At 46.9% G+C, this 19,835-nt stretch carries 15 protein-coding genes; 2 read left to right on the forward strand and 13 right to left on the reverse strand.

All coding sequences use genetic code 11. The annotated features are described in order from the left end of the window. The first annotated feature begins 34 nt into the window (after nt 1-34). Nucleotides 35-931 (forward strand): diacylglycerol/lipid kinase family protein, encoded by an 897-nt coding sequence (locus A4R26_RS20480; RefSeq protein WP_081167622.1) that lies wholly within the window; start codon nt 35-37, stop codon nt 929-931. Here the strand turns inward: A4R26_RS20480 and A4R26_RS35675 are convergent. From A4R26_RS35675 to A4R26_RS20500, 6 genes are all read right to left on the reverse strand, one after another. Then, nucleotides 816-1,139, reverse strand: coding sequence for an alpha-L-fucosidase (locus tag A4R26_RS35675; protein ID WP_341350290.1), 324 nt, complete (start codon nt 1,137-1,139; stop codon nt 816-818). The genes A4R26_RS20480 and A4R26_RS35675 overlap by 116 nt on opposite strands. Further along, a complete protein-coding gene (locus A4R26_RS34510) occupies nt 1,109-1,249 on the reverse strand; it encodes an RNA polymerase sigma factor (RefSeq protein ID WP_133054743.1) in 141 nt (46 codons plus the stop codon). Before A4R26_RS34510 ends, A4R26_RS35675 begins: the two co-directional genes overlap by 31 nt. A 551-nt stretch (nt 1,250-1,800) precedes the next feature. Next, a complete protein-coding gene (locus A4R26_RS20485; RefSeq protein WP_081167625.1) occupies nt 1,801-2,862 on the reverse strand; it encodes a response regulator in 1,062 nt (353 codons plus the stop codon). A gap of 386 nt (nt 2,863-3,248) precedes the next feature. Next, complete coding sequence (locus A4R26_RS35070) at nt 3,249-3,473, reverse strand: hypothetical protein (protein WP_081167628.1); 225 nt, start codon at nt 3,471-3,473, stop codon at nt 3,249-3,251. Nucleotides 3,474-3,535: 62 nt separating this feature from the next. Further along, nucleotides 3,536-6,364, reverse strand: coding sequence for an FAD-binding and (Fe-S)-binding domain-containing protein (locus A4R26_RS20495; protein ID WP_081167633.1), 2,829 nt, complete (start codon nt 6,362-6,364; stop codon nt 3,536-3,538). A gap of 284 nt (nt 6,365-6,648) precedes the next feature. Continuing rightward, a complete protein-coding gene (locus A4R26_RS20500; RefSeq protein WP_081167638.1) occupies nt 6,649-7,623 on the reverse strand; it encodes a hypothetical protein in 975 nt (324 codons plus the stop codon). Between the two features lie 1,171 nt (nt 7,624-8,794). Between A4R26_RS20500 and A4R26_RS20515 the strand changes: the two genes are divergently transcribed. Continuing rightward, nucleotides 8,795-9,241 carry a response regulator gene (locus A4R26_RS20515; RefSeq protein ID WP_081167648.1) on the forward strand — a complete coding sequence of 149 codons (447 nt, stop codon included), beginning with the start codon at nt 8,795-8,797 and terminating at the stop codon, nt 9,239-9,241. A 236-nt stretch (nt 9,242-9,477) separates the two neighbouring features. On the opposite strand, the gene A4R26_RS20520 is transcribed toward A4R26_RS20515, so the two are convergent. From A4R26_RS20520 to A4R26_RS20550, 7 genes are all read right to left on the reverse strand, one after another. Then, complete coding sequence (locus tag A4R26_RS20520) at nt 9,478-12,522, reverse strand: glycosyl hydrolase (RefSeq protein WP_081167651.1); 3,045 nt, start codon at nt 12,520-12,522, stop codon at nt 9,478-9,480. A 174-nt stretch (nt 12,523-12,696) separates the two neighbouring features. Continuing rightward, nucleotides 12,697-13,617, reverse strand: a complete 921-nt coding sequence (locus A4R26_RS20525; RefSeq protein WP_081167655.1) for a glycerophosphodiester phosphodiesterase family protein — start codon at nt 13,615-13,617, stop codon at nt 12,697-12,699. Nucleotides 13,618-13,753: 136 nt separating this feature from the next. Next, complete coding sequence (locus A4R26_RS20530; RefSeq protein ID WP_081167659.1) at nt 13,754-14,350, reverse strand: histidine phosphatase family protein; 597 nt, start codon at nt 14,348-14,350, stop codon at nt 13,754-13,756. Further along, on the reverse strand, nt 14,343-15,800 hold the full coding sequence (locus A4R26_RS20535; RefSeq protein ID WP_081167662.1) for an FGGY-family carbohydrate kinase: 1,458 nt from the start codon (nt 15,798-15,800) through the stop codon (nt 14,343-14,345). The genes A4R26_RS20530 and A4R26_RS20535 overlap by 8 nt, the downstream gene beginning before the upstream one ends. A 17-nt stretch (nt 15,801-15,817) precedes the next feature. Further along, nucleotides 15,818-17,260, reverse strand: coding sequence for an FGGY-family carbohydrate kinase (locus A4R26_RS20540; RefSeq protein ID WP_081167666.1), 1,443 nt, complete (start codon nt 17,258-17,260; stop codon nt 15,818-15,820). A gap of 6 nt (nt 17,261-17,266) precedes the next feature. Next, on the reverse strand, nt 17,267-18,268 hold the full coding sequence (locus tag A4R26_RS20545; protein ID WP_081167671.1) for a 2-hydroxyacid dehydrogenase: 1,002 nt from the start codon (nt 18,266-18,268) through the stop codon (nt 17,267-17,269). Between the two features lie 192 nt (nt 18,269-18,460). Then, entirely contained in the window at nt 18,461-19,759 is a 1,299-nt protein-coding gene (locus A4R26_RS20550; RefSeq protein WP_081167674.1) for an MFS transporter, read from the reverse strand. Nucleotides 19,760-19,835 lie beyond the last annotated feature (76 nt).

Consider the following 19,835-nt stretch of genomic DNA (forward strand, 5'->3'; position numbering starts at 1 on the left):
TTTTATATTCCATGTTCAGGAATACATACAATGAATGAAAACGATCAACCTTATACATAACCCCGGCGCGGGGGATGAAGCGCACTCTAAATCAACGTTATTAAGACTTATTGAAGCGGCCGGGTACGAATGTAGATATTGTTCTACAGACAGTGAGTCATGGAAGAATATAGACCCAAAAGCCGATTTTATCGTAATTGCCGGCGGGGATGGCACCATAAAGGAAACGATAACCGAACTTTTAAAATCAGGGAACGCAGCGAAAAGGCTGCCCATTGCCCTACTTCCCTGCGGTACCGCCAACAATATTGCAACCTCCTTAGATATAAAAGGAGAAATGATCGATATCATTCGCAAGTGGAGCAATCCCGAAACTACAGCCATAGATGTGGGTGAGGTCTTTTTTTTTGAAGAGAAACCCCATTTTTTTATTGAAAGTTTCGGTTATGGATTATTCCCCTACCTGATGAAGGAAATGAAAAAAACGGGCAAAAACAAGATCGAAGATAAAGAGGAGAAAATAAAAGCGGCCCAGCAACTGATGCACGACATATCGCATTCGTACAAACCGCATTACTGTGAACTGTTCATCGATGGGGAAGACCATAGCGGCGAATTCCTTATGGCTGAGATCATGAATACCCGCTTTATTGGTCCCAACCTTTTTCTTTCGCCACACGGCCATCCCGGCGACGGCACTTTCGAAGTGGTGCTGATACCGGGCGAAGACCAGAAAAAATTTGCAGCCTATGTCGATAGCAAGATCAACAATTCGGAAGTAGCTTATTCGTTTGTTACCATCAAGGCCGAAGACGTTAAAATAAAATGGAAAGGCACCCACGTGCATGTAGATGATCAACAGGTAACCCTAAAAGAAAATGCACCTGTTCATGTACAGGTGCAAAAGAATGCATTGACGTTCTTGATCTAGGCAAGTGTGTCACGTTTTGGAAACGTGGCACACTTAAATTTATAGTAAGGTAAACTCGATAACATGTATTTGTATATTCGGTTTTTGCGGCAGGTTGATCAGCAGCTTTGGTGTTCGTAGACTTATAACCGGTATATTTTGAATCGAACGGGCAAAATCCCTCATGATGCTTGGTGGTCAGTAGGTGTAGATATACTTGCCGGGATATTCAACATTTGCCAACCCGTCGCGGCTTTCCCATATTTTGGTGAACACATCCTGTACAATTTCTTCGGCGTCGACCCGGGTCATTTGCAATACAAAAGAAAACAACCGCAATTTGTACAGGTCAAATAACCGCCTGAAGGCATCCTTATGGCCACGGGCTACCTGTTGTTATAATATCCTATCGGTATATGTGTTGTTAAATGACACGCCGGCGCCGGTTGTTTTGGTTCTTAGCTGACTAAGTTAATCATAAATATGTTGTTTTCTATTCACCCGTAAAAAAATGCGCTGCCGGTTTATCCAGGCAAACGATTGTAACGGTGTATGCAAACGATTGCATTTTTTTGATTAACGGCGTATGTTATGCCCGCATTAATTAATGACAATCATAAAATCCAGTGACAGCCATCATAAGAAACTACACGTACCTGTTATACATTTGCATTACGGGTTTTTCATAGGATATTTAAAAAATCAGATCGAGGCTCCGGTTTTCCGGAGCCTCCTTTTTTATGCGTACAGATGTGCCACACTTTTAACGTGTGGCACATCTGTTAAACAGTTTTAAATAATAAAAAGGCGAGCTGCCCCCGAAGGCCAACTCACCCTGTTATACTTTTTAAATTATTTAATTAATTAAAGGCGATTGTTATAATCATAAGTCAGTTCAATAAATTTTCAAGCTCCTTTTCATTCAGTATGGTAATATACCCATCATGGATATCGATCAGTTTTTCGCTTTTGAATTCGCTGAGCGTTCTGATCATGGAAGCGGTGGCCGTGCCTGCAATGGCGGCCAGGTTCTCGCGACTTAGGTTAATAGAGGTTTTGTATTTTCTGTTCACCGTTATAAGCGCGTCGGCAACTTTTTTGCGGAGGGAATTGTAAGCCAGCCCCAACAACAGCTGTTCCTTTTCCGTAATATTTTTTGCCATCATAGTCATGAAGCGGTTCACCACTTCGCGCCTTGTATTCATTAATGCATCGAACTCATCTTTTGGGATAATAGCCAGTTCGGTATTTTCCATTGTTTCAGCGCGTTCCTTATAAACAGTGCCTTCCAGCAATGCAACATAGCCGAGAAAATCGCCTTCACCATAGATACCAACGATCAGCTCTTTTCCTTCTTCATTGGTTTTATACGTTTTTACTTTCCCTTTCTTTATATAATACAACCGCGCTGGGCGATTGCCTTCTACATAAATGATCTGTTTTCTTTTGTATTTGCAAATGTCGCGGTTCTCTGATAAAAGACTAAGAATGTCCCTTTCATTACAAGTTCTGGCTACATCGTTTATAGCGTGGCCATTTAAATTTACGGTTGTAGCCTGCTGAACAAATTCCTGCTTAAACCATTCAGCCCGTTTCAACCTGCATTCAATGGCCTGTAATAGCTCTGTTTTCTCAAATGGTTTGGTAATATAATCATCGGCCCCCAACTCCATGCCTTTGCGCATTTCAGCGCGTTCTGCGCGGGCACTCATAAAAATAAATGGGGTGTTTCTAATGGCGGGATTTTTATGTATTAAATGCAGAACGCCAAATCCGTCTAATTGCGGCATAACAACATCACACAGGATCAGGTCTGGTTTTTCTTGCAATGCGATCTCAATACCCAACTTCCCATCTTCTGCAGTGAATACCTTGTAATTCGCTAACTCCAGTATATCTGCAATAGTCTCTCTGATTCCGGCATTGTCTTCAATAACAAGAATCTTTTTCATGTTTGGTTGAGTTTTAAAGTGTAATAAAAGCTGGTACCATGCTATGGCAAGCACAGATAAAGACAATAGTCTTCGAAGGAACAAAAATTTATATGGATCCGGATGGATAAGGTGCGCGGTAAGAGCTACATTTACGGAGAGTGCTATTGTTTTTTCTAAAGCGGGGAGAATAATCTCATCTATTCACTGTAATGAAGACCATAACAGTGAAGCTACGTTTAAAACCTGCCAAGGATTGGGTTATTGATCAAGCAATGAATCGGTTGGACTGTTAATTTAAAGATAACGTATTTTATACATTATTCCCACCGCATCCATAATTTTTTTTACGAATTCGTTTTGCAATCGGTAATGCGTTTTACAAAGAGATTAGTGATTATCGCTTTTCAGGTAAGACACGGAAGGGAAATGCAAAGTTGCATCATTTCATTTTTTTTATCATCCTGAACTGTTATGTTTGAACAGCTATAAAAAGCATTTTTCAGGCTGTATCGAATAGGCTGAACGCTGAACGCTAAAAGCTTAACGCCAGCCCCCGAAATGCGTTCTTCCCGAATAATTTCATAAGGACCGGATGCGGGATTTTGCATTCTGCGTTTTGCGTTTTGCATTCTGCGTTTTGTGTTTTGCCTTCAGCCTTTGGCGTTTTGCCTTCAGCCTTTGGCGTTTTGCGTTAAGCGTTCCGCGTTACTTCATCGAGCAGGTATAACACGGAGCGATAGTTTTTTCCCGATGATTCAGCCAGTGCCATTTCACAGGTTTTGGCAGTGGAATAACAATCACTGACCTGCGTGCTGTTCACTTCGGCCACTTCGGCGCGGGTTGCCGCTTCCGTCAATCCCGGGTAATAAAAACCGCGATCACCGGCCATGCCGCAACAACCGGCGGTGACCGGAATTACCGGGTGCACTACCGTTTGCGCAGCCAGGTGCACCAGGTTTTTATTGAGGTTCATTTTATACAGCGAGCATACTGGATGAAAAACCGCATTGTCCTTCTTTTTTGTAATTGTAAGGCGCGGTAACAGCATATCTGTCGCAAATTGCAGGCTATCAATAATTTTCAGTTTATCGAAACGCAGCTGGTTCTCCGGCGTCAGGTGCGGGCGGCAGGTTTGCAGCGAATGCGTACACGAAGTGATGTCGAGCACAACGGGCAGGCTGCCCTCATTGCTCCACTCCCACAACGTATCGATCGTTTTATTTACAAAGAAGCTATACGCCGGTGTAAATCCTTTTGAGGCAAAAGGCTGGGCGCAACAGGTACCTGTTAAATTGGATGGAATGAGCAGGCGGATATTCGCCTTTTGCGCCAGGCGTTTACACACATCCACAATAGATTCCTGTTTTTCAATATCCTTACCCATGGTACGGCTGATGCAGGAAACAAAATACACCACATCGGCCTGTTGCGGCAATTGCGCCTTTACCGTCACGGGCGCCGTCAACTGCTGGGGCCATAAGGGAAATGCAGGCGCTATCTTACGCATGCCGCTGGTTAGCCGGTACATGGCTTTTTTTCCAAACACGCTATTTACCACCCGGCCGCTGCGCAAACCGGTTTTGATCAGTCTTTCTACCAGTCCGAAATTTTTGGCCACCTGCATGGCAATGGCATTGCCGGTTTTGGAATGGTTCTCCCTTCTTAACCGTTTTACCAGTTCGCCGGTATTGATGGCAACCGGGCAATCGGTGGCGCACATGCCATCTACCGCACAGGTATCGAGGCCATCATATTGATAATCTTTTAAAATGGTTTTGTATGTTGCCGTATCGCCTGCTTTCTGCAACCGCGATAAGGAACGGCGCAGCACGATCCGCTGGCGCGGGGTAAGGGTGAAATGCCGGCTCGGACAACGGTTCTCGCAATATCCACACTCAACGCATTTGTCAACTTCCTCTTCTACCACGGGCATGGGCTTCAGGTTCTTTAAATGGCATTCGTGATCGGCATTGATGATAACCCCGGGGTTCAAAATATTATCGGGATCTATGAGGGTTTTCAGCTCCTTCATGATGGCATACCCTTCTGTACCCCACTCTGTTTCAACATAGGGCGCAATCTGGCGGCCCGTTCCGTGCTCGGCTTTCAGGGCCCCGTCGTACCGTTTGATCACCAGTTCGGCCAGTTCATCGTTAAAAGCGCCAAAAACGGCTACTTCCGCCGGCGTATCTATCGACTGCGATAACAGGAAATGCAGGTTACCTTCCTTGGCATGGCCAAATACGATGGCGTCGAAATATTTGTATTTGATAAACAGTTGTTGCAGGTCTTCGATGCAATCGCCCAGGCGGTGCACAGGTACGGCAATATCTTCCAGCATCACCGAAGTACCTTTTTGCCGAACCGCCGCTACTGAAGGATACATCCCTTTGCGCAGCTTCCAGTAATTGGCCTGCACCGCCTCATCGGTACTGAATTCGGTTTTATAAATGATGGGCAAGGCATCGATGTACTTCCAGGCATTGGTCAGCTTTTGATGCAAACCAGCTTCGGTATCTGACTGGTATTCACACAGGATGCCGGCGCTGTTTGCCGGTAAGTCTTTTAAAAAGGCAGGCGCCCCGTACAGGTCTTCGATGGAATGAATAGCGGCGCGGTCCATAAACTCCAGCGCCTCGGCATCGCTATCGCGAAGGGCCGGAATGGCGTTACAGGCAGCAGCGGGCGACGCAAAAAAGAGCAGCCCCGTGCTTTTGAACGGTTTATCGGGAATGGTGTTCAGCACGGCTTCGGCAATAAAGGCCAGCGTGCCTTCCGCCCCTATCAGCAAATGCGCCAGCACATCGAGCGGATGTTCATAATCGAGAAACGAATTGATACTGTAACCAACCGTATTCTTTATTTTATACTTGTCGCGGATCTTTGTGGTTAGGGCAGGATTATCCTTTATGCGTTGCCCGAGTTGTTGAATACCGGCAAACAACTGCGGCTGGGTGGTTTCGAACCGCTGATAATCAGCGGCATTTTCCGTATCGAACACTTCCCCGTTGGGCAGAACGAACTTTAGATGTTTTACCGTATGGTAAGAATTGTAAGCCACCCCGCAGCACATGCCGCTCGAGTTGTTCGACAGAATTCCGCCCATCATGGCGGCGTTGATCGATGCCGGGTCGGGACCGATCTTCTTTTTGTATGGTTTCAGGAAATGGTTCACACGGCTGCCGGTAATACCGGGTTGCACGCGAACGGCATTACCCTGCAGTTCTGCTTTTATCAGCGGCCAGTTGCGCGACAGATCGACGAGAATACCATCAGTTACCGACTGGCCCGATAAACTGGTGCCGCCCGTACGAAAGGTAAGCGAGGTATTGTGCTGTTTGGCGAACCGGAAAAGAAATTGTACTTCTTCGATGTTCACGGGGAATACAACCGCCTTCGGTACCAGGGTGTAAAAACTGGCATCCGACGAATAAGCATGCAGATCGATCAGGCGGGTTTTCAGTCTGTCTGCCGGGAACTTTGCTGCAAGGGCCTGTTGTATTTGTTTCTCCTTTGTCATAGGGATAATCTTCAGCCGCAAGTTACGCCATAGCCGCTGAAAGCGAAATACTTCAGCAATCAGTCATTGCGTAATAGGTATTTATCACTATTGAAGAAAGCAGGTTGCAGAAAACGGCAGGAGCAACAGGCAATAAAAACCAGGCAAAGGGCAAGGGGGAACTGGCAAAGGATAATGCAAAAGCTTCTTTGCAGTGGTGCATTGCAGCACTGCAATGCACCATTAACGCAGTAAACGGCAATAATACCGGATTATATTACCTCAATTCGATTAGCAAATCGGATTTAAGGATGGTAGTAATACTTTTCCCCATAGGTATAAATGGTGGAAGGTGAGCCATAGTCGGGTTCCTGCCAGGTAACAGAAGCAAGGTTTCCACCTGCATCAAATGTATTTGCATATGACTGAACGATCGTGCTTCCCTGTTTTTTCGACAACAATACATTACCCTTAAACGTGCTCACCGTAGGCAATTCCCAGGCAAACCCAAACAGCTTTGATCTGGTAAACCAGATCAGGTCACCGGCCCATTGCGAAAGAAATTTCTGCAATTCCTTCGGGGTTTTACTGCCGTGCTGGTACGTGTATACTACAGGAGTTGTATTGTTGTATTGATAAGTTTCGGTAGTCAGGTTGCCCGCCGCATCATAATCATAACTCGTTTGACTGCTATCAAGCTTACCCGATGACTTTCCATAGGATTTATAGTAAACTACCCGGTCATCTACGATTCCCCTTTGATAAAAGTCATTGGCATCGGTATAACCATACCTGTGTTTCTGTGTAGAATCTATAAACGTAACAAAGGTAGTATCGCCGCGTTTGTCGTATTTCACAAGCCCCTCGCTACTTGCCATTAAACCATCTTTATATTGCGACAGCACTTTAGACACCTTGCCATCGACATCACGCACAAATTCCATTCTGCTAATATACAACTGATCATAGGTGTCAATTTGTTCGTATAATACCAGTTGGTACCTGTCGTTATAAGTGAAGGTCTTCATTGAGGTATCCAGATTTCCTGTAGTGCCTTCAATTGTATGGAAAATAATTTTATTGTTGACAGAATCAATCGAGATATATGTACTGTCATAGTAAAACCTGCTGCTTGTATTATTTTGCGAAGTATACACCATCGACCTTAACTTAAACCATTCGCGGTTTTCTGCCGGCGGGTTATCATTATTATCATCATTCTTGTTACAGGAAATTGCAATAACGAACAGGCCCAGAAGGGCACAATAAATGCGTTTCATGATCTTTTTTAAAATAATTAAATAATGCGTCTGATCTGGTGTTATAATGTGGTGATTATAGGGATGAATTTCTCGGAGGCCCGCAAAGTAACAACATTTTTAATATTTTTCAGAAAACGACTCTTCAGATTTTATTTTTTTACACACACAACCGTCGCATTATACGCTCATTAACACAACCATAAACTGTTATTGTAACCGGGCGCATAGATTACATTTTATAATATGCGTTACCGTTTGAACGAAATTTTTTAAATTCAGTAAATTTTTATCCTGAAGAAGAGCGTTGCCATAATGCTGCCGGCCTTTCACCTTTTCCACCTGCCAGGCTATCCGCTGTTGTTTGATTACTTCATTCAACGGCTAAACGAACAACCGGCACATCAGCTCAACGAATACCCACCCCGGCCATTTCCAAATCACGATCATTATCACCGGCCCTTATCATCTTACCCCTGTGCAAGCGAAACCTCTGCTTATTACAACCAACCCGGCCGGGAGCATTACTACCCTGCCCCATTATTAACTTATAGCTTGTAATGAACCGTACCGGTCATTGCAGGCCTTACAATATATTCTTCCATGACCATTGCCTTTTCCAAAACAGGCCGGCCGTATTCTTATGGCTGGCTTTTTTATTGCGTTAAACGAACAATTTACCGATAGGTGAATGCTGCCAAAGTGGCTTTTGTTTTCCTGCACAAAAAACTACGGTAGTCTGAAAATAATACAACAGACCTGTAAGGACCGCTTATAATTTCTACTTACCGAAATATAGATGACGGCCTTTACCGATCCTGTTTTTACCTGTACCACCTATTTAATTTTCCCGTCAACAACGCTGAAAACCACTCATTTAAAACTGTTAAATTATAGCGTTTTCAAAATTTGGCAGAATGATTGCTATATGTTCCGCGGAAAAAGGGACTGCTTACGCATTCATATGCATCACATCGCGGTTCCTGCTACATAAAACCAATTCTGATTAGTACAAAGCCACAACAGGAACCACCGGTGTAACTGATGGTAGTCCATGTATTTTTCCGTTTTCACCCTACAAAACATATTTCGGCCAATATACATGCGGGTTTACTTATTCCCATAAAAGGAATATTATGCAATTAAACCTGCGTATATTACTTTTATCCAATTGCAAACTTTTAACATCAATATGCAGCGCGAACCAACGACGATATTATATATAGATGACGACCAGGATGATCTGCTGATATTTGAAGAATCTGTATGCTCGCTGTATCCTCACGTCAGGCTTTACAAAGCGCAAAGCAGTGAAGCAGGGATCAACATCCTGAATCAACTGGAGAGAGAGCGAAAGCCATTCCCATCGCTGATCATGATCGATATGAATATGCCGAAGATGAATGGCCGTGAAACCCTGCAGCATATTCGAAGCAACCGGAAATGGCGCGATATACCGGTGGCCATTTTCACCACTTCTGCCAATAATGATGATATAGAATTTTGCAGGCACTTCGGCTCAGCCTGTATCACCAAACCGATGAGTTATGCGGATTATAGCGCTACGCTGCAGCGGTTGTTTAATCATATACCGGGCGACCCCTTGAGGGGAGAATTAAAAATGAGGAATGAGGAATGAGTAGAACGCAAAACAGAAGAATGTCGAATGGCCAATTTCCAATGTCGAAGTGTTGAATACAGGAAAAGCGGCATTTGCGTGTAGCGTGTAGCTTGAAGCTTGCAGCATGAAGCTTGTAGCTGCATTTTGTATTCGCTTTCGGCTTTTATCTTTCGCCTTTCGCCCTGTATTTGTTTTCGCTTACAGCTTGCAGCTTACAGCTTACCGCTTCCAGCTTGCAGCTGCATTTTTACAACTTACTTACTTTCACTGATAACCACTGGTCCCAACAATCCCGATGCCATCAACTGCGCATCTTTCTTAAAAGTAATATTCGTGCGGGTTAGCCTTTTCTCCAACGGCAATGCGGCATCGCCAATAAGCCGGTTGGGCCAGCAGTTGACCACCACAATCTCCAGCACATTACCGGAAGGCTTCAATAACCCGGTAACCTCTGCCCGCCAGGGCGCCGTCCACAAAATGCCGAGTTTTTTTCCATTCAAAGTCAGTTCCGCAATATTTCTTACCACACCTGTTTCAAGGAAATAGCTTTTACCGGCTTGTATACCGCCCGCATCGAAATGTTTTATATAGGTAGCCCTGCCTGAATAATATTTGATGTTTTCCTCCGGACGTTTTGTCCAGTCTTCCAGCTTTTCAAACTCCACGGTGGCCGGTCCGCCCCACTCTGTATCGAAGTGAACCTTCCACGCGCCGGTTAATTCCTGCACAGGAGTTAGTACCGGAAAATTGGCAGCGTTATTTTTTGCACCCCCCCGGGCAGGCTTTTGTAACCCGGTTTTATTGAATACAATGAACCACGACTGGAAGGGTGCAAACTGCAGGTCGATCTGCGTATAACCATCTTTACTAATAGCATTGACAATTTTACCGGTTTCACCGGTAACCGCATCCCACAGCTCAGGTGTTTTGCCTGTGACCCTGAAACGGCACTCCGCTTTTTCATCGCGGTTATTCCGGTTGGCGACAAAATAAATGTCCGTATCGCCTGCGCTGCGGTGAATAAAATCAATAAAGGCATTTTCGTTATCGCAAATAAAATCGGGTCCTATCCCTTTTTCTTTCAGGATCGCTTTTAAAGGAATGTTCCAGTATACTTTGCCTTTTCCATACACCTGGTGTTTTACATTTTTGCCATCACACTTTCCCCAAACGGCCCCAGCCATTTCTTTTACGCGTACATCGCATTGCGGAAAATTATTCAACCCGCTGTCTTTTTCGGGTTTGGGGCCTACAACCGTTGCGCCCGCAAAAACCAGTTCTTTTATTTTCTGCATTACCGGCACGGGCATCGACGTATTTTCGGGCAGCACCAGCAGGCGATAGCTCATGCCATCGGGCAGAACGAGCCGGCCATATTTGACGCTTACCCGGGTCAGCAGCACTTCTTCATTGCATACATCATAATCGTACCCTTTTCCAAGCGATGGATCAACATGTTTGGGCAATACGATATTCGGCGTAACATCGCCGTTATAATATAATACATCGGCCACAAAGAGGCCCTGCTGCAAAAGATACTGACAACGGCTGAGATAATCCAGGAAGGCGCCCGCCTGGTTCCACCAGGTTACATTGGGATTGAAATGCGTTCCTGCACCATACTCTATTCCCGGTTTGCCATCCTGCAAGCGGGTTGCCGTTGAGGTATGAATAAGGAAGCGGTTAACGCCCTCGCAAAATGCGCGGTCAGCCGCCTGTTTCATGTTACCGGGATAGTCGTACCAGTGGCGGAAGGAAGTGAATGATTCGGCAGACACCGTTTTCTTTCCATAAATATGCGCTGCCGAAGCAACCATTTTGGTCACCTTGTTTTGCCCTTTTTCAAGCCGCACCATTCCATAACCCAGTTTCTCATCCAGCCCGCCTTCTTCATCGTGTTTACCACCCAGCCAGAACTCCCCCTGCGGCATATCGCTGCGCCCGAGATTCTTCAAGGCATCCATGCACATGGTGCCTGAACGGCTTGGCCCGGCGGCTTCGTTTTGCACCTGTAATCCATGCTTATGGCACAGACCGGCAAAATGTTTATAATGTTCATCGGCGAGGCAGTCGGCTACAGTTTTGCGGTAGTCGTTCAAAAAGCGGTCGCTTTGTTCAACACTGCCTATAATATAACCATTCAATACCGGCAGGTAAGGCGTTGGATCATAACCCCGGTATTTTTTGAATTGTGAAATAATATTTTCAGTCCAGTTGGGAAAACCATCTTCAAAACTATCATCACACAAATACGTAAGCGTTTTTCCTGCAAGGTCACCGGCTTCCTGTAACAAGATCTTTCCCAGGTTCTCGAACTGCAGATCAACGCCCGTATGGCTCAGCCAGTCAACCGACAGGCCGCTGGCTTCGGGTTGCGCTATCATTACTTTTGAACCCGTCATGCGGTGACCGGTGCGAATGATGGTCCATTCACCGGCAGGCACATCCCAATCGAGCTGCCCATCTGCGCCTGTTTTGCCAGTAAGGTCGATCACACTTTCGGGTGCAACAGGTACATCGCCGGGCATGATTTCCCAGGGTGTTGCCACCGGGGTCATTACATCGTTGGCTTTTATAAAATTGCTGGCATCTTTGCGGTTGGTCTTGGCCGGGAACAAGGCAGCGCGTTTACCGGTCCTGAGCGGATTTTTATCAGCGCCGGCAGGAATGGCCACAATGGCCGTATCGCGGTAATCGATCTGTTCCAGCGGCAGATCGATATATTCCTTCCAGCCGGGCGCATTAACGAGGTTATCATAGCCGTCGCGATTGCCGGGCAGCGGCAATTTGCCGGAGAATTTCTGCGGACCGGTAACGGTAATTTTTGATTGCAGGAACCAGCGGCAGGCATGTTGCGGCGGGATCCACGGGCCGCCCATACACCAGCCGGAACTCATGTTCACGCCCATTTTTAAACCAAGACGGTTTGCTTCCTTCAATGCATGGCGATATAATTCGCGCCATTCGGGTGAAAGAAATAAAGCGCCCTGCGGTACTTTGGCGCCCCCAAGCCCGCCGGCAGAATTGATCATCAGCACTTCGCCCATTCCCTTTGCCTTAAATTCTTCCAGGTCGCGGGTGATGCCTTCCTTATCAACCAACCCATTGAACCACCACCAGTAACAACCCGCCTGAAAGGGCTGGCCGGGTGCAGGAAATTTTTCTTTTAAAGCACGGAAGGCCGGAGCAACCCCGGCAAACGGTTCCCGTTCATCGATCCATTGGGTTAGTCCGCTTTTTGCTGCGGCTAACAGCAAACCGGTAAGGGAACCAAGTGTTATGAATTTTCGCCTATCCATTTTATATACTGAGTTGTTCAGTTGTTCAGTTGTTCAGTTGTTCAGTTGTTCAGTTGTTCAGTTGTTCAGTTGTTCAGTTGTTCAGTTGTTCAGTTGTTCAAACTCGCTACTAATAGCGAGTCAGTGAAATTGATGAACTCAATAACTCATAAACTGAATAACAGAACAACTGTTCTATTTCTTTCCGAAGAACTTTGTTTTTTTACTCTTAGCCGGGGCTAACGATCGAACCGCCGCAGCCGCTTCAATGGCCCTGTCGGCCTCTATTACATCGGCCCCGCTTTTGATGATCTGCACATAGGCTTTGGCGCGCTCTTCTGCCGTAGGCAGTTTATCGTAGATGGGCGCGGTAGAGATCATACACATAACACCGCGCTGATGCAGCAGATCGAAAATTTCTTTGTTCTCCGGTTTATCCTGCGGGCCAACATAGGCCATTATCTGCGCCCAGGGAATACCGGCTTTCTCATATTCTTCCAGGGCCTTTTTCGTTTTTACAAATGCCTCGAACATTACGTCTTTATTATCGTCGTAATAGAACTTTGCTTCTTTCGCATTGTGCACGGTGATCATTACCCATGCTTCGGCATGATGTTTTTTGATCAGTTTCGCGGTTATTGAAAGGGGAACATCTTTTTTATCCAGAATGAGCACCGTTTTTCCTTTGGCCCAAACGATGACTTCTTCGAGGGTGGGAATTTGATAAGGCGTTACATTGCCATTTACATCTTTCAGCTTCAGCTTTTTTACTTCTTCGAGGGTATAACTGTTCAGTTTACCATGCCCCGTAGTGGTTCTGTCGAGCGTATCGTCGTGCAACAACACCACCACACTGTCTTTTGTCAACCGCGGATCAATTTCAAAAGTGGCCGGGGTAAACGACAGGGTATTAGCCATTGCCTCGATGCTGTTCTCGGGAGCATTTTTATCCGGTCCGCCCCGGTGCCCGCTGATCAGCGGCACATCGTTACCGGTGTATTTAAAGTATTGCTGTAATTGCTGCGGGGTGCTGACCTTTAATACATTCAATTTCTTCGACTGGCCAAATGCCTGCACAGAAGCTATGAGGGAAACAGTTAAAATAAGTTGTTTCATTGTTTTATGAAGGATCTTTGTTTCAATTTTTTCAGCCAGTGGTAAATAGCTGGCGGCTGGCAGGGTTCAAATTCGAGATCCGCGTTCCCGCTTTTTGCATTCCCAGTTCGCTACCTGCTACTCACCACTCGCTCTTTTAGAATTTTGAATTAAGGTGCCGCAGTACAAACGTACCATCGGGCTCCAGTGTGAACATGCTGGCGGTTGCATTCTCCATAAAGAAACGGCGATAATTGCCGAGGGGCATGCCCAGTTTATGCGAAAGAAACAAACGGTTCACCCCATTATGGGCCGCTACCAGGAAATTACCGGTGCTGTATTGCTTTTGTAACTGCTGAAAAAAATCATCTACGCGCTGCACGATCTCAGCGCCTGTTTCACCGGTGCCCCCTGCCCTGCTGTTGGCGGGATCATTCATCCAGTTCGTCCACAGTTGTGCATTCTCTGCTATGAACTCTTCTTTTGTTTTTCCTTCCCACATACCGAAATCCGCTTCTATAAGACGGTCATCTTTTATGACGGTTGCCCCGCTGGCAATTTGCGCTGTAGTAAATGCGCGCTGCAGCGGCGAAGAAAAAACACCATCCCATTTTACGGAACCCAATTGCCGGCGCAATAATTCCGCCTGCTTCAATCCTTTTTCGGTAAGCGGGATATCAGTTCTTCCACAGTACCGGTTGTTATCGGCGTTCCAGGCGGTTTCGCCATGCCTTATCAGATAAATATTAAGCATATTGTGTGTTGCTGATATAGCCTTTTGCGGTCAGGATCTCAATGAATTGCTGATAATTGTTTTGATAAATAGCAACGGACGCCTGCCGGGGATACACTTCTTTTTCAATTTGCGTCAATGCCCTGGCCGCCGCTGTCAATGTCGCAAAATGCGTTTGTGACGCAGCTATGATGGCCGCCCCCACAGCGCCGGTAACGTGTTTCATTTTATACACCGGCAGTTGCAGCACATTACTTCTGATCTGCAACCACACATCGCTGTTGCTGCCGCCGCCTGCGGTGAACACGGCCGATACGCGTTCGCCCGATAATTGTTCAATTACGTCAAACGCATACCGCTCTATATAGGCTACGCCTTCCATATTCGCCGTAAAAAGCTCAGCGGGTGATAAGCCGGCAGGTTGAAAACCGGTTGCCTGCGGTGCAATAAAAGGAAAACGTTCACCCTGCTGTTTCAGTGGCCAGGCCAAATGTTTTGTGGGCACCAGCTTCGCGGCCTGCGCCGTCAACTCGTTCAGGTTGGCGCCAAAATCGCGTGTAACCCAATCGGCACCGGTATTGCTGGCGCCACCGGGCATCCAGTACCCTTCGGGGTGGCGATGACAATACAAACGCCCAAACGGATCGTTGATCTCCTGCGTGGTTACCCCTTTTACTACCAGCGTTGTTCCAATGGTAGTGTTCCAGTCGCCGATCTTTACCGCGCCCGATGCCACCTGCGCTGCGCAGCCGTCGGTCATACCCGCCACTATCTGAACCGTGCGGGGCAACCCCAATGCTGTTGCCAGTTCGGGCAGAATGGTTGCAATGGTGGTGCCGGATGGCTGTACCGTTTGCAGCCAGTTTTGCTGAATGGGTAATTTATTCCAGATATAGGATGGCCACTCCGCTTTCCGCACATCGTAACCCGATTTCAGCGCGTTGGTATAATCGGTTACATCGTAGCGGCCGCTTAATTTTCCAATAATGTAATCGGCGGCATGAATGAACCTGCCGATCTGTTCAACTTTATTGGGGTAACGATTGATGAACCATAACATTTTGGGCAAACCGCTGCTTGCATTGAAAGCAATATATCCATTGCTGTTTTCCGCCAGCGCTACTTTTTTGCAATAGTCTGCCTCTTCAGCCGAACGTGGATCGCTGTACATGATGGCGTGATGCAGCGGCCGGTTATTTTTATCGATGGGAATAATAGTGCCCGATGTTGAGGTAACGGAGATGGCTACAACGTTGGCCGGCTTTATCAGCGGTTTCGCCTGCTTCATTACCTGTTGCAGGCACAACAAACAATCCTGCCACCATTGTTCAGGCGACTGTTCCCCGCGCGACTGGTTGCTTAAAGGAAATGCCTGTTCTCCACTGCCCAGCACTTCACCAATTGAGTTAATTAATACTGCTCTTGCACCTTGTGTTCCTATGTCGATACCTATGAAATATGCAGAATTCATTTGTTTGTTCCTATAATCTAAATGTTCCTAAATAACGCCCTCGTCTTCTTCCATTCCTTAAACAACCCAGCATAGTACTGCTGTTGCTGCGGGTAGATCACTTCTATCGTATCATCAAATTCAACTGACGCTTTTAATGCTTCGTTGCAGATGAGCGCGCCGCCGATCACCGAGGCCTGTTCAAAACCTTTACGCACCTGTACTTTTTTGTTCAGCAAACCGGCCAGCAGGCTGCGCAGGGCAACGCTTTGCAAACCGCCGCCGCAGGCCCATACATAATCGGGGGCGTTACCGGCCACATCGCATAATATTGTATAGTTTTCGGCAATGGAACAGGCAATATCCAAAATGGTGGCCCATACGAAGTGACCGCGTGTCAACTGATGCGATACCGGTGCAGGAAAAACAAAACCGCCTTTAATCAACGGTGTTTTTTCATCGGCTACCAGCGATCCCAGGGAAGCCATACAAAATGCATCTTTGGTAGCTGCCAGCTCCTGTTCTATAACGGAATAATCTTCATTGGGGTAGAAGATCTCCTTCAACCGTTGAAAGTTCAAACCGGTAACACCGGCGTTGGCTTCAAACACCAGGCGGCCCGGTACGATATCGCGGCTCGTCCAGGTACGCTGCTGTGCATCGAGCAGGTAGGTATCAACCAGTTTTAAGATCGGCGTGGTTGTTCCCGATACGATCACAATATCTTCCACCGCGGGCTGCGTACTTCTGATAGCGAGCTGCGTATCGCCGCCGCCAACAACCACAACGGCGTCTTTTGAAATATTGAATGAATCGGCGATGCCTGGCAAGATGGCGCCCAGTATCGTTCCTGAGTTTTTTAGTTCAGGCAGCAGGGAGCGATCGAGGCTGAACAGGTCGCAGAGATCATTGCTCCACTGGCGGTGCTCAACATCGTACAGCAATGTTTCGGAAGCCTGCGAGTGTTCATATTTTACAACACCGCTCAGTTTGAATTCAACCCAATCGCTGATGCTTACAAAACTTACACAGTTCTGCCAAACCTCTTTCCAGCGTTTTTTTATACCGAGTAATTTGAAAGCGGAGAATAATGAAGTAGGATACCGGCCGGTGCGTTTGTATACGATGGTTTTATCGGGCAGCACATTTTCCCACTCGCGGCCGCGGTGATCGATATTGGGTAGTCCCACCAGCGATTCGCCGTTCTTACCCAATAATACAATCCCTTCGCGCTGGCTGGTGGCGGTCAATGCGCGCACCGTTATGCCGGGCAGGGCTTTGATCACTTCATTCGCCAGTGCCGTTACCTGCTTCCATAAAGCATCGGCATCGAAATACAACGCGTCGGGGTATTTTTCATCACGGATATATTGAATGTCTTCCCGGGCAACACCCAGCACGGCGCCATTGGCGCCTGTTGCCGCAACGCGTACATTGCCGGTACCGATATCAATGATTATATATGCTTCTTTTGCAGTCATGATATGCTAGATCTGTACAGTGAGTAATTCTTTATTGGCCAGCCTGGCGCCGGTCTTTTTATTATTTATGTACCAGTCGACCAGCGTTTTATTTAAGATGGTCACATGATGGTCTTCCACCTCAAAGGTTGCGCCTGCAATATGCGGCGTTGCCAGCACATTGGGAAGGTCGATGATGCGGTAATCAATTTCATCGGGTGGTTCATGATCGAATACATCCAATATCGCGCCGCGAATTTTTTCTTCTTCCAGTACCCGCAACAGGTCTTCACGTTTAACGACAACGGCACGGGCGGTATTTACAAAAATGGCGTCGGGTTTCATTTTCGACAACAATGAATAATCGATCAGTCCTTTTGTTTGTTCCGTTACCGGCAGATGGATGGAAACGATATCGCTGGTTGCAAACACTTCTTCCAGTGAAACCGACCGGTAATTGCTGTCATGATCAGTTACATACGGATCATAGAACCGGATGGCGCAGGGGTAACATTGCAGCATGCCGGCAATAAGCTGACCGATTGCGCCGAAACCAACCATGCCTACCGTTTTACCGGCCAGTTCGGTTCCCTTGAACTGAAGATAAGAAGTATGTGCGCCAGCCGCCCAGTTGCGGCCTTTCAGCCATTCAACACCGGCAAGGGTATTGCGCATAAAAGTGATCACATTGGCAACAAACATTTCGGCAACCGCCTGTGCATTGCGCGCCGGGGTATAAAAAACGGGAATCCCATGTTTAGTGGCTGTTTCAATGGCAACATTCGAAGGGGTTCCCCGGCATACACCGATAAACTGTAAATGCGGATTGGCATCGATCACTTCGGCTGTTACATGATCGTGCTCGGTTATCAATGCGGTGGCCGCTGTAGTTTGTAATAGCGCCGTTAATTCATCGGCATAATAAGCACGGCCATGCGGCTTCCAGGGCCTGTAAATTACCTCGCCAAAATGTTCCTGCAATGTTATTAACCCGTTATCATTGTACGGCGCCGTCACAAGGATCTTCATAATTAATATACTTTTAATTTTTATTTTTCTATTTAGTTAGGTCGTTGTGGACCGTGAAACGGCAAACGTGAAACGTGAAAGGGTTCGCGAAATTTGGGAATTATTTACAACCTTACGCCGCCCGAAATTCGAGCCGCTTGCCGACGTAGGCCGCGCTGAGGTTTGCCGTTTCACGTCTGCCGTTTCACGCCATTAATTCTCCAGCTTCAATTCCACCGGACGCATCTCTTCTTCTTTCACATGATGTAAGGTTTTCGCATTATCGGGCAGCGTAATGAACCTTGTAAGCACTGCGCTTATAAAATACAGGATGGCAAGGATCCAGATGATGCCTTCATTGCCAACCGCGCTATAGAACAAACCAACCAGCGCCGGCCCTACAAATACCGGCAATCCCGCTCCAAGGTTCAGGATCGCAATGGCAGCGCCTTTGTCTTTTTTCACAAGCGATGGCACCAGGGCCGATAAAGGCACATAACCGGCCAGGCAGGCGCCCCATAATACACCGGCCGTTAATACCACTGCAAAATTACCGGGCGCAGCCTGTGGCACATAGTATAACAGCAGCGTGGTGATGGCGCAACCGATGCCGCCAAACCACATAATGGTATTGCGCCAGCCAAGACGATCGCCCACAAACCCGAAAATGAGATTGAAAATGATATTGCTGGTAAAGATGGTGCCCCAGATCTTGAGCCAGGTTGTAGTATCGAAACCGTGTTTTTCCATATACATGGGCAGAAAGACGGGAAATGCAAACTGTGCGGTGGTATTGATGATACGAACAATACCACCAAGCAGCACTTTCGGTTCTTCTTTCACGATGGTGAGCCCCTTCATCAATTCGCGGGCCTTGCCGTTCGCTTCATTTCCGGATGTATTTGGTTTGAAGGCCGCCCTGTTCAGCACCAGCGCAAAGAAAGCGCCTATACAAACCCAGAATATAGAGCTCCATAACGTATTGATGTACCCCAGGCTGTCGATAGCCCAACTGGAATAGAAAGCGCCCAACACATTTAACCCACCCGTAAACACAAACCAGAACCAGCCAACGGCGCGGCCCAGTTTTTCCTTCGGGCTTTGATAGGCGATCCATACCATAAATGAATAAGCGAATAATGGATAACCAAATCCGCGCAATGCATAGGTTACGATCATAACAGGGAAGTTCAGGTCAACCAGGCCATAACCAACAAACCCGCAGGTACCGGCAAGGTATAATAACAAACCGGCCAGCATGGTCTTCTTCGGCCCGAACCCTTCTGCCAGCACACCCGAGAACCAGGCGGAAACGGCAACGGTGATGCCATAAGCGGTGAACAGCGAAGCATTTTGTTCAATGCTCATGCCACGGCCTTTCAGGTAAGGGCTTAACCAGCCTGTTTCCATTCCATCGCCCATCATAAATATGAGAATGCCCGCATAGCCCCACAGGAGTGACATGGGAATGCCGGTTTTATCGGCGAATGAGTTTTTGTTGGCAGCAATCATCGGAGTTAGTTTATTGTTTTTGGTTTATGGTTTATGGTTCTTATGTTCGAAACTCGAAACTAAATGGCAGGCTCGC

This window comes from Niastella populi (genome assembly GCF_002078015.1).
GTDB lineage: Bacteria > Bacteroidota > Bacteroidia > Chitinophagales > Chitinophagaceae > Niastella > Niastella populi.